19 protein-coding genes are annotated in these 10,874 nt (G+C 48.7%); 14 read left to right on the top strand and 5 right to left on the bottom strand.

Going from position 1 to position 10,874, the window contains the following annotated elements; genetic code table 11:
* Positions 1–225 precede the first annotated feature (225 nt).
* From NX722_RS28290 to NX722_RS28270, 5 genes are read right to left on the bottom strand one after another with little or no spacing between them, the layout of a single operon-like run.
* Entirely contained in the window at positions 226–438 is a 213-nt protein-coding gene (locus NX722_RS28290) for a hypothetical protein (RefSeq protein WP_262566146.1), read from the bottom strand.
* Complete coding sequence (locus NX722_RS28285; RefSeq protein WP_262566145.1) at positions 422–1,138, bottom strand: DUF6475 domain-containing protein; 717 nt, start codon at positions 1,136–1,138, stop codon at positions 422–424. Before NX722_RS28285 ends, NX722_RS28290 begins: the two co-directional genes overlap by 17 nt.
* Positions 1,128–2,069, bottom strand: coding sequence for a hypothetical protein (locus NX722_RS28280; protein WP_262566144.1), 942 nt, complete (start codon positions 2,067–2,069; stop codon positions 1,128–1,130). The genes NX722_RS28285 and NX722_RS28280 overlap by 11 nt, the downstream gene beginning before the upstream one ends.
* Positions 2,066–2,674, bottom strand: coding sequence for a helix-turn-helix domain-containing protein (locus NX722_RS28275; protein ID WP_262566143.1), 609 nt, complete (start codon positions 2,672–2,674; stop codon positions 2,066–2,068). Before NX722_RS28275 ends, NX722_RS28280 begins: the two co-directional genes overlap by 4 nt.
* 31 nt (positions 2,675–2,705) lie before the next feature.
* Positions 2,706–2,981, bottom strand: coding sequence for a hypothetical protein (locus tag NX722_RS28270; protein WP_262566142.1), 276 nt, complete (start codon positions 2,979–2,981; stop codon positions 2,706–2,708).
* Between the two features lie 115 nt (positions 2,982–3,096).
* Between NX722_RS28270 and NX722_RS28265 the strand changes: the two genes are divergently transcribed.
* From NX722_RS28265 to NX722_RS28200, 14 genes are all read left to right on the top strand, one after another.
* Positions 3,097–3,789: a helix-turn-helix transcriptional regulator gene (locus NX722_RS28265; protein ID WP_262566141.1), complete on the top strand. Its 693-nt coding sequence runs from the start codon at positions 3,097–3,099 to the stop codon at positions 3,787–3,789.
* Positions 3,790–3,808: 19 nt separating this feature from the next.
* Positions 3,809–4,213 carry a hypothetical protein gene (locus tag NX722_RS28260; RefSeq protein ID WP_262566140.1) on the top strand — a complete coding sequence of 135 codons (405 nt, stop codon included), beginning with the start codon at positions 3,809–3,811 and terminating at the stop codon, positions 4,211–4,213.
* A gap of 257 nt (positions 4,214–4,470) precedes the next feature.
* Positions 4,471–4,761, top strand: coding sequence for a hypothetical protein (locus NX722_RS28255; protein WP_262566139.1), 291 nt, complete (start codon positions 4,471–4,473; stop codon positions 4,759–4,761).
* A complete protein-coding gene (locus NX722_RS28250) occupies positions 4,758–4,967 on the top strand; it encodes a hypothetical protein (protein WP_262566138.1) in 210 nt (69 codons plus the stop codon). Before NX722_RS28255 ends, NX722_RS28250 begins: the two co-directional genes overlap by 4 nt.
* 2 nt (positions 4,968–4,969) lie before the next feature.
* Complete coding sequence (locus NX722_RS28245) at positions 4,970–5,887, top strand: recombinase RecT (RefSeq protein WP_262566137.1); 918 nt, start codon at positions 4,970–4,972, stop codon at positions 5,885–5,887.
* On the top strand, positions 5,887–7,560 hold the full coding sequence (locus NX722_RS28240; RefSeq protein WP_262566136.1) for a YqaJ viral recombinase family protein: 1,674 nt from the start codon (positions 5,887–5,889) through the stop codon (positions 7,558–7,560). Before NX722_RS28245 ends, NX722_RS28240 begins: the two co-directional genes overlap by 1 nt.
* 127 nt (positions 7,561–7,687) lie before the next feature.
* Positions 7,688–8,191 carry a single-stranded DNA-binding protein gene (ssb, locus tag NX722_RS28235; RefSeq protein WP_322740961.1) on the top strand — a complete coding sequence of 168 codons (504 nt, stop codon included), beginning with the start codon at positions 7,688–7,690 and terminating at the stop codon, positions 8,189–8,191.
* Positions 8,192–8,256: 65 nt separating this feature from the next.
* Positions 8,257–8,382 carry a hypothetical protein gene (locus NX722_RS28230; protein ID WP_265442401.1) on the top strand — a complete coding sequence of 42 codons (126 nt, stop codon included), beginning with the start codon at positions 8,257–8,259 and terminating at the stop codon, positions 8,380–8,382.
* Between the two features lie 5 nt (positions 8,383–8,387).
* The gene (locus NX722_RS28225) at positions 8,388–8,765 is read left to right on the top strand and encodes a hypothetical protein (RefSeq protein ID WP_262566134.1); all 378 of its coding nucleotides are present in this window, start codon (positions 8,388–8,390) and stop codon (positions 8,763–8,765) included.
* Positions 8,766–9,016: 251 nt separating this feature from the next.
* On the top strand, positions 9,017–9,223 hold the full coding sequence (locus NX722_RS28220) for a hypothetical protein (RefSeq protein WP_262566133.1): 207 nt from the start codon (positions 9,017–9,019) through the stop codon (positions 9,221–9,223).
* 85 nt (positions 9,224–9,308) lie between these two features.
* Positions 9,309–9,584, top strand: a complete 276-nt coding sequence (locus NX722_RS28215) for a hypothetical protein (protein WP_262566132.1) — start codon at positions 9,309–9,311, stop codon at positions 9,582–9,584.
* 77 nt (positions 9,585–9,661) lie between these two features.
* The gene (locus tag NX722_RS28210) at positions 9,662–9,925 is read left to right on the top strand and encodes a hypothetical protein (RefSeq protein WP_262566131.1); all 264 of its coding nucleotides are present in this window, start codon (positions 9,662–9,664) and stop codon (positions 9,923–9,925) included.
* 113 nt (positions 9,926–10,038) lie between these two features.
* Positions 10,039–10,281, top strand: coding sequence for a hypothetical protein (locus NX722_RS28205; RefSeq protein WP_262566130.1), 243 nt, complete (start codon positions 10,039–10,041; stop codon positions 10,279–10,281).
* Between the two features lie 117 nt (positions 10,282–10,398).
* Positions 10,399–10,698 carry a hypothetical protein gene (locus NX722_RS28200; RefSeq protein WP_262566129.1) on the top strand — a complete coding sequence of 100 codons (300 nt, stop codon included), beginning with the start codon at positions 10,399–10,401 and terminating at the stop codon, positions 10,696–10,698.
* Positions 10,699–10,874: the final 176 nt, after the last annotated feature.

Here is a 10,874-nt window from a genome sequence, read left to right as displayed (position 1 = left end):
AAGCCCGGCACCTGCACACGCCAGCTGGAAGCCCTTGCTGTTCTCAGTCAGGTAGCGGTACTCCGGAGAACTGACACGCACTGCCGGGTCGTTCATCTTCACCACGTCCTTCACTGCCTGTTCAATCACCGCCAGCCACAGTTTTTTTGTAACCTTGCAGGTTTTTCTTCACGGCATACCGCTCGCCGGTTTCCAGACCTTCAATCTGCTGAACGCTTTGGTTGCTCATGGCTCGATTCCCTTTTCGTCTGATGGCTTGATGGACAGCTCAGTGGTGAAAGCGGTTGCCGCTTCCGTGTTGTGGTAAGGCTCCGTACTGCCAAGAAGCCACAGCAGGTACACGACAAATCCGGCAAACATCGCACCGCCTGCCAGATCGTCCAGCAGAGTGTTGCCGTGTTCATCCTGTTCGGTGAAAGTTTTAAGCGTCCTGTTCATGGTCGGATTCCTTCCCCCGGGACTGGTTTTCAATAGCCAGTGACTTGCCGGTCTTTGACTCCATGCTGGCAATAAACTTTGCAACACTGGTGCGCTTGTCATTGATCTGCTGGGCAGGATTAACGCCACCCTGATAAACCCGCATAGCGGCATCGACATCACCGATCAGTGCAGGCAACTCTCTGCGACTATGCCCCTTGACTCCGTTTTGGTGAGTTGCCATGCCAACCAGCAGCTTTGGATAATCCTGCAAAGGTCTGACTGCATAGCCCTGATAGCGTCGTTCAAACTCCTTCTGCTGGAAGGGGTATTCGTTTTCATCAGCGCGGGTGCAGAAGTGAATCCAGCCGCCCATGTCGTCAATCACCCGATGGATGATCGGGTCATCAAAACACACGTCACGGTACGGCCCCTGAATCCGTAGCGCCTTGTCAGCCTTCACCCATGCCTGACCTGCCTGGCTGCCGGTATCGCCCTCGATGATGCGAATCAGGTCAGCCACTTTCGGCATGAACTGCCCCTTGTCCGGGCTCTGCATGTGCAGGCTGCAAGCTCGTTTGAGGTCAGGCAGCTCGAAACGTTGCAGGCCGAGCATGTAAACCTTGATGCCTGACGGTGACAGCTCGTTCCCGTAGTACTCAGCGATGCCGGTCATCAGGCTGGTGAACTCTTCCACCTGCTGGGGGTTTTTAACGTCCATGAGTACCCTCCCCGAACATTTCCGCCATCACCGCCTTAGCCGATGCCTGGGTCACACGACCGGCCTTGCTCATTTGCGCTACAGCGGGTTGGTCAGCATTGCGGATAAACCGGTCGATCTGGTCAGCATCCCGAAAGATCACATGAATCCCGTCGTACACCTGCCCCCGGTCGTTCTGCCCGATGTTGTGAGGTGTACGGCTACAGCCGTCGATGGCCTGCTTGAGTTGAATCACCGTGTAGCCAGACTTCAGTGCCTGACGAATGTACCGCTTGCGCTTGTCGTCCAGCTTGGCCTGCGGGTGGTTGAACACGGTTTGCCAGTGTTCGAACACGGTTGAGATTTCACCGGAACGGTTTGGCTTTGCCGGTTGATCAGGGAGTGAATCGGTCGGCATCGGTTCAGCGACCGCTGGACAAGCGTCGTAAGACGCAACTCCTTCCTTTCCTTTCCCTTCCCTTCCTTTCCCTTCCCCTTGAGAATTACCTTCACGCGTAACTATCGCGTCAGCCACGCGTGAAATATCAGTCTCTTTTTCTGGTTCAGACTGAGTGTTTACAAGGGTTTCAGACTTAATCAGTCTTGAATCACCACTCTCAACTGATGGAATGCTTGAGGCTTGCTCCTTGTTATTGATCATTTGATGACTGGTAAAGCTCGGAATACACCCGTATTCAACGCCTGAATTTTCGTAATGGACGAGAAAGCCACGCGTCTTTAACGCGTCAAGTACGCGTGTAAAGTCGATATCATCATAAGGAAGTATCTCGATCTTCAGGCGACGAGGACGCCAGGCGAACCGACCCTCCCGATCACAAACAGTGAAGAGACCTACAAAAGCAATCCTTAAAGGCAAGCCGGTTTCATGCTCAGCCTCAAAAAGTTCGTCATGCTTGAACAGGTCAGGCTTCACAGTGCGAATCCTGCTCATGCCCAGCCCCCCAGCACATCCCTGATCGTTTCAGTGGGAACCCCAAGGCCAAGCAACAGCTCAGCGATTTCAAGGTCATCCAGTTCAATCAGCTTTGCCAGCTTGACGATCCGCACCGCAGTAACGCCTTTGCCCGTTACACGACTAATGCCAAACGACGCTGACGTGCTGCCGGTAAAGCTGGTGCCTCTGGCCTGCTCGATTTCCTGCTCAGAGTCAGGTGCCAGCCAGTGGGGAGGCTTTTCGTCCGATACCGGAAGACCGGATACCTGAATCTCAGTCCACAGGTCGCGGGTAACGGCTTTCTCTTCGGCGTTCTCTTCCGTCACCAGCTCAGGCTTCTGCAAAAGGGACATGCCCAGCAGCAGGTTAGCGGGAGTGGTATCGAAGATTTGCGCCAGCTTGCGGACGTTGGAATCTTTCGGAAGGGTCAGCCCGGCTTCCCATTCCTGCAAGGTGGATTCACCGCAACCAATACGGTCAGCGGCATCGGTAATGCTCAGCCCCTCGCCTTCCCGCAGTGTCCTGATACACTGTCCCAGTGACTGGTAAGGACGTTGGGGGTTGTTTTTTTTGTCAGCCTTGACGATACTGTTATTGTTCATTGTGTTTTCCTATTTCACATTGGACGTTTGCTCAGGCCCCGGAAACGGGGTCTTTTACTTTCTGTACTTCTCCTATCAACTGCTCTACACCTTCACCGCTGAAATACTTCAACAGCGAACCTACCTTTAATTTGTTATTGCTAAACACCACCATTCTTGCGAGTCGCATTTTTGATGGGTGGTTCCTGCGCAAAGGGTTTGGCGACAGGTACACATTGCGAACTACATCCTTGCTGCACCCGACTCTTCTACAAAAGTCATCCCTTTCCTGCTCTGTTAGCTCCTTCCAGAACTTCTTAAAGTTCATTATCGTCTCCCTGTTTATTTCCTAAAGCAATAATAAAGATATTTGGTGTATATTAGCAAGCTCTATCAATCTTTTTTCGTCTACCTCTGCAAAATGCCTGCTATAAAATAAGCGGATGGACATCAGACAGATAAGGCGTACTAACGCCCTCCAGTTAATCAAAGAGAAAGGCATTACCAAGGCTAAGTTCGCTCGAACCCTTGGTAAGTCGCCCCAGCAGATTAATGAACTGCTTAAAGAGAAAAATCCGAAAAACATCGGACATAAAATTGCCAGGCAGATAGAGGAGTCTTTTGGCCTTCCTGAGCAATGGCTGGATCAAAAGCAGAACCAAGATGAAAGCTTTACTGCATTCAGTACTGTTCTTGACTCTTACAGGCAAGCTGAACGTTTGGCGGCAACCTATACACAAGCGCAACGTGACTGGCTAAAAGGCAGAAAGCATGTAACCCGTCAAATTGAAGATGAGCTTGAATCCCGGTTATTAGAGAACGGCCTTCAGTTATTAGATTCTGGAAACTCGGAATTTCGTGTAGCCACCCCCTCTAAATCACTGGTTACAATCAGCCTGTTCATTCCTATGCCGGGCTTTACTGGCTGGCTCTGTCCACCAATAACCCCAATGCAGCCAGACTTTCTGGCTATTGCCCTGATAGGCGACTATTGTCTTGATTTTGCCTTTATACCCAGAGAGGAATATCAGGTGCTACGCAGCAAAGAAAAGCCGCGTATTGACATCAACACTAAGGATGGAACTGCAAGTGGTAAAAGCCTTGAACCGTGGGTGAATCGCTTTGACCTAATTTAACAACACAGGAGAAATAAAAATGATAAAAACCTCCCTACTTCTCATGCTGTCTACACTAGCAATGACCTCTATTGCCTCCGACGAACAGGAGTCTGAGATATATAACGAGATAGCAAGCAGTAAAAATGGACGTTATGTGTTTTCGCAAATATCTGAAATGCGAAGAGATCAATACATGCTAGATACCAAAACTGGCCGAATATGGGTCATAACGGTAAATAAAGATGAGGATCTCTTCCTTATGCCGATACCTTTTAGTGATGGGAGAGGTCTTAGTACTCAGCTGCCAGTCCCGTTAGAATATCTGCTCGAATTAGAAACCACGCATCGCGACATTAGAGATCAAGCATTATATGAACAGGTAATGTCTGAACTTGATATACCTGACCAAGCTAAAACTAACAGAGCAACTCCGCCGAAATAACTCTTACGAAAAGAGTCTCCATTCAAGCCCGTCATATTTAGCCGATTATGCAGTTCGGCCTACAAGCACCTAAACAAATACCTTCAATAATCATGCTTTCAACCGGGAGTTGATACTTTTGTACTTCCATTGATTTAGCTACATTTTACCAATACACATAAATACACCTTTTATAAACCTTTTGTGTTGACACAATAAACAAATAGGACTAACTTATAGATCAGAGCAAACAAAAAGACAAAATAGGAACAAAAACAATGAACGGAACCCCCTACTGCCACGTTTCGGCACAAATAGACCAGCACGCCCACGATGAGGGCTTGCGTGAAATCAGAGAGCTTCAGATTGAAAGCCTGAGTGAAGAGGTTTACGACAACGGCAAGAAAACTCTGGATACCTCCCGCGTACATATCGCCCCACGTTTCCACCACCTGCAAGTCAATGACGACGTTCTGAACACCTTGCGCCTTCTGTGGGACGACCCAGACCTGACCCTGAATAAGGCCATTGACCTGATCGTCAGGGAAAAGCTGGAGCCGCAACAATGAACGCATCAGACATCATCCTGAAAAGTCGTCTGGACAGTGCCAGACACAACGTTAAAACCCTGATGGATAAAGTCAGCAATGCTTGTGAAAAAGTCGATCAGGCGACCATAGAGTTCTATCACTATCAGGAAAAGCTGGAAGAAGCCCGGGCAGCAGAAAAAGCACTGGCGGATGAGTACAACAAAAACTGGCTGGAGGGGATGTGATTATGGGTAATTATCAAAACAACACCGCACGCCAGCCCCTGCAAATTGAAGGCACTATAGAGGCCATGCAATCAAAATTCACGCAGATTGCCGCCGCTGAAAATCTGGTGAAGTGGGCAGAAGAAAGCCAGTTCGCCATTGAGGTGCTTTATAAAAACCCATTTTTGCAGAAGTGCGACCCGGTCAGCATTCAGAACGCCATTATCAATGTTGCGTCTGTTGGCCTGACGCTGAACCCTGCTTACGGGCTGGCTTATCTGGTGCCTGAATACAACAAAGCGGCATCCCGTACTGAGTGCCAGTTGAGAATCAGCTTCAAAGGCTTGATGAAAGTGGCTGTCGATAGTGGCGCAATAGCTTTCGTGAAGGCTGAAATAGTCTGCGAGTCTGACCATTTTGAATACCTGGGACCTTGCGAAAAGCCCGTACACCGAATGAACCCCTTTGCTGATCGTGGTCAGACGACGGGTGTTTATTGCATAGCAAAAACCGCAGCTGGTGACTACCTGACCGACGTAATGAGCAAGGCTGAGATTGATTACATCAAGAGCAAAGCCAAGACAAAGGCGGTCTGGGAAAGCTGGTATGGCGAAATGGCTAAAAAGGCCATCATCAAAAGAGCTTCCAAGCAATGGCCTTCTGCGGGTCAGTCCGAACGGTTTGCTGAAGCGGTCAACGTCGTTAATCAGCAAGAAGGTAATGAGCTTGAAGGTCAGTTTAAGGTCGTTCAGCAGGAAGTAACAGAGCCTTTAAGTGTTCAGTATTACCCCGGTGAAAACTTCCTCAGCAACTTCCCGAAATGGCAGCAAGCTATCCAGAGCGGAAAAACCAGCCCGGAAGCCCTGATTGCCAAGATCGAAACCAGGGGCGTGCTGACTGACCAGCAAAAACAACAGATCAATGCAGTAGGGAGAGCGTAATGAAATACATTAACGTACAACAGGGTTCACAGGAATGGCTCGACCTGAGAGCCAACCACTTTACCGCCAGCGAAGCTCCAGCCATGATGGGCGCTTCCAAATACACCAGTCGGGATGAACTGCTAAAGCAGAAAGCCACCGGGCAGACCAAAGAAGTCACCCTGCAAATGCAGGCACTGTTCGACCGGGGTCACGCCGCCGAAGAAGCAGCCCGTCCACTGGTGGAAGCCATGATTGGTGAAGAGTTGTATCCGGCCACTGCCGTTGGTGATCATAACCTGCTGGCATCTTACGACGGCATTACCGTTGATGACTTTATTGTGTTTGAGCACAAGCTCTGGAATGAAAAGCTGGCGGTTCAGGTTCGTAACAATGACCTGGAGCCTCACTACTACTGGCAGCTTGAACAGCAGTTACTAATCAGCGGTGCAGAGAAGGCGATTTTTGTCACCTCCAATGGTACACAGGAACAATTCGAATCCATGGAATACCTGCCTGTTCCTGAGCGACAGCAGGCGCTTATTAAAGGCTGGGAACAATTCGCCATTGACCTTGGCAACTTCCATCAGGAACAGCAGCCTGAAGTTATTCAACCTGTCGGTAAGGAACTGATGGAACTGCCCGCCCTGAGTATTCAACTGGTCGGTGAGGTGAAAAACTCTAACCTGCCCGCTTTCAAATCTCAGGCTCTGTCGTTTATCCAGTCCATCAATACCGACCTGCAAACCGATCAGGACTTTGCCGACGCGGAACAGACCGTCAAGTTCTGCACCAAGGCTGAAAAGGAACTGGATATCGTTAAGAAGCAGGCGCTGGCACAGACCGCCGACATTGACGAACTGTTCCGCACCGTGGATCACCTGAAGGAAGAAATGCGCAGCAAGCGACTGGAGCTGAACAAGCTGGTCAAGGCTCGCAAGGATGCTATCAAGCTGGAAGTCATTGCCGACGCACAAAGCAAGCTGAATGAACACATCACCCAGCTCAACCTCAGGCTTCCTGTTTCCATTCCTGCCGTTGTCGCTGATTTTCAGGGCGCCATCAAAGGCAGAAGCGCAATCAAGAAAATCCGTGAAGCCGTCAATGACACTTTAGCCCAGGCTAAGATCGAGGCCACCGGCTACCGGGAAAAGATCGAAACCAACCTGACCTTCTTTGAAGACACTGCCAGAGACTACGATTTCCTGTTTGCGGATATTCAGGACGTACTGGTCATGGAATACGACCATATGAAGCTGGTTGTTGAATCCAGAATCAATGAGCACAAGGCCGCCGAAGAAAAACGCCTTGAAGCAGAACGGGAACGGATTCGCCTGGAAGAAGAACGGAAGGCAAAAGAAGCGCTTCAGAAAAAAGCCGATGCTGAGTTTGCCCGGCGCATGGAAGAAGAGCTTGCGGTTCCGGAAGTTGCAGAAGATCACTCGCTGATTTGCGGCAGTGAATTTCCAAGCGATGAGCCACTTGCGGCTTTACCGGAAGCAAAAACGACAAAGGCCGTTGACTTCAATGACTCTGAATTAAAGGCGGCAGTAGCCAGCCGTGATGACCGGGAAGCCCTTGAATACTTCTTTGGTGATGAAGAGCTTCACGAACTGCAATACAGCGATGATGAAGCTGAATACGAACTGGAAGTCATCGTTCGCCGGGTTCGGATTAAACAAAAAGCAGCTTGAAGGTTTGCTGTGCAGGCTGGTCACCTGATCCCCAAACGACCACGGATTAACACGCGCCCCCTGGGTGTTCCTGAGCATGAACTGAAAAGGCTCGGTTTAAACAACGATAAGGAAAGGAGATTTCATCATGGCAAGAGGCGTAAACAAAGTCATCCTGATCGGCAACCTGGGCGGCGACCCTGATGTACGGTTTACGCCGAACGGTTCCGCCGTGGCAAACCTGAACGTCGCCACTTCTGAAAGCTGGACAGACAAGAACAGCGGTCAGAAGCAGGAGCGTGTTGAATGGCACCGTGCTGTGGTATTCGGCAAGCTGGCAGAGATTGCCCAGCAGTACCTGAAGAAGGGAAGCAAGGTTTACCTGGAAGGCAAACTGCAAACCAGAAAATGGCAGGACAAGAACACCGGGCAGGATCGCTACACCACAGAAGTCATCGTTGACGGTTTCTCTGGTCAGCTGCATATGCTGGACAGTCGGCAGGATGACCAGAACCAAAGCAATCAACAAGGTGGCTATCAGCAACCCCAACAGGTAGGCTACCAACAGCAACCGGCAGGGCAGCAGCCAGCCCACACACAACAGCAGGGGCAGCCCTACCAGCAGCAACCACAAAACTATCGGGGTGGGTAATGACCTGCGCATTCAGTGCCAAAAAAGCAAAGACCCCGAAGTATCAGCCAAAAGGCAGCATGTGTATGAATTGCCGGCGCCTGAAGCAGGATTGTTCAGACCTGAGCTTTTCAACCATGCCGGTGATTGAGAAGCACCGGGATGGACTGGTGGTTAAGTGTGTGCGGTTTGAATCAGGAGACAAGGAATAAAAGCCATGTACGAAAAAAAAGACTATCAAATCTGGCGCAGTACTGCCGGTTATGAGTTTAGAGCCCTTTGTGTTGATCAGGATGGTGAGCCAGTGCTTGATGTTCACGAAGATACCCCTGATGACGAGATATGGAATATATTATTTTGGATTAGACATGCTTATGAGAATGGGGTTAGAGCTGGCAAGGAAGACAATACATGGATAGATGCTGATAAAGAATTGCCAGAAGATGACGTTCCAGTGCTGGTTTATTTCGGTGATGACATTGATGTTGAAATTGATTATTGCAAGACCGGAGAGCATTACGGAACGACTTGGTTTGCTAATGATCCAGATCGGGCAATTACAAAGTGGAAGCCATTTAATAAACCAGGCAATTAAACCGGAAGAGAAAGTGACACCAATAAGAATGGCGATGATTCAGGTTTCAAGGCTGCGTGAAAAATCCAGCAAGCCAGAGATTTATAAGTTGTCTGCTATATGGTGGAGACTTCAATCAATGGAATCGAAAGATCCCGAAACTTGCTTGAAGTTCTCCCGACAACAGTACGCACTTTATTTAGATATGAAAGCCAGACCGGAGCATTACCAGGAAAGGCTAAGAAACCGAACAGACTACCAGTGGAGTCAGTATGAAAGACTTTTTTAAAACCCCACTTGCCTCAATGGTTGCTTTCTTCCTGATCGGTTGTCTGATGATGTCTGGAATGAAAGCTGTCGAGTGGCTGATACCAGCCCCAGAGAAAACTGTAAATTTACTGGTTTGTGTTGCTGATGCTGATGGAGCTATCGGCCACTGCAAACCTTTCACTGACTACGTGGCTGATTCAGGCAGCTAACCCCTTTATCAACGGTGTGCCGAAGGCGCATCCGTTGGATAAAATTGTTATGTGGCAATAGGCACGAACTAGAAGGATAAAGAAAATGGCAGAACTGGTTTTAACAGAAAAAGAAAAGGCCGACCCGACGTATTTAGATTGGAGCGATGAAGCACTGGGCAAACTGGTAAAGAGAACCGCCATCAAAATGCAAGATGAGTTTGGTCAAGATGCCGCACATATTACATGCGGCGCTCACCTGCTTATCAGTTTGGCTGAAAAAAGTAACTCGGCAGAAACTACTTTGACCTTTAAGGGTGTTTCTCATGCCGGAGAACCCAAAGGGGACTGGAAGATTGTAATAACTCGCACAGACACATAACCCCGTTTTCAGGGGCGCAGCGTAGCGGAGTCCCTTGGAAAACTTTGTTATCTGGCGGTAAACGAGGAACTCGCAACATGGAAATTAGGACACTACCAGCTATACAAAATATCAATGGAGAGCTGGAACCAATAAGAGTTGGTAAGTGGTACACAGCAAGTTACGGATACGAAGTAGTGACAGGTTACTGTGTTGATGTTTTACCCACTGGCTGCATATTGAAATTCAGATGGGGAGATATATTCAGGAGTCGTTACTACATCGACTATTCACTTATAAAAGGTGAATGTAACGACCCAAGGGTTATCGCAAAAGCACTTAGGCTGATTGGAGCCAGATAACGCCTGGTTCAGTGGCAGCCGTAGGCTGTCCATTGGAAGCATTTGTTATGTGGCTGGTTCCAACTTGGAACATACCACGAACAATTTCTATTTTGGAAAGAGTTGGATTAAGCATGAAAAAATATATGTTTGAGGTCTGGCTAACAATAGGTCTATTCGGTGTCGCTATCACTGATTATGACGATCCAGACGGTGCGCTCGAAGGGAACCTGAACGCCATTGGTATAGAGAACTGGATAGAGAACTGGATAAAACCTCAAACTGAAAACGGATTAGAGGTTGGTAACTGGCATTTGAAAGGCACGATTGATGCCACAGACTTCAGTTATACCATTGATTACGCTATGCCTGATTAAGCCACATAACGCAGAGTTGAGTGGCGTGCCGTAGGCACGTCCATTCGAACGACTTGTTATCTGCCGATTGGCACGATCTCAACGACACTGGTGTCGTTAACATACAGGACTTGAAACATGGATATATCAGAACTGCTTGCACCAGCGTTAAGGCAATACAGGCACAACTCAGAAGATGGTTTTGTGTGTGGCTATGACCAGAAAGAAATAAGAAAAATCGTGAGCAAATTGAAAAGCGATTTGGATGAAGCTGATCGTAGAGCCGGTGCAGCCGAAAGAGAGAAAGTTCGATTAAAGGAATCGGCACAGGCTAGACGTGACTGGCTACGCAGGGCAAAAGAAGAAGCTGGATACCATGATTCAGTTTCATTCGATACTGTCTGGGACGAAACACTGAAATTAGCCAAAGGCAGATAACCCTTAGTAGGTCAACTGGCTCTGGATAATGCCAATTCACGGGATTATCCATACCAGTCCGCCTAATACTCAAAAAACAATTGGTTTCGAGAATTATACGGACGCATCCGGTTTTTCTCATTAACAACAGTACTAAATAAAAAAATCGGCTAATTAAGCTGACGGGGAGCTTTTGC

Source organism: Endozoicomonas gorgoniicola, from assembly GCF_025562715.2.
Taxonomy (GTDB): domain Bacteria; phylum Pseudomonadota; class Gammaproteobacteria; order Pseudomonadales; family Endozoicomonadaceae; genus Endozoicomonas_A; species Endozoicomonas_A gorgoniicola.
Note: the sequence above shows the minus strand (reverse complement) of the source record. Positions and strands in the feature narration are given on the sequence as shown.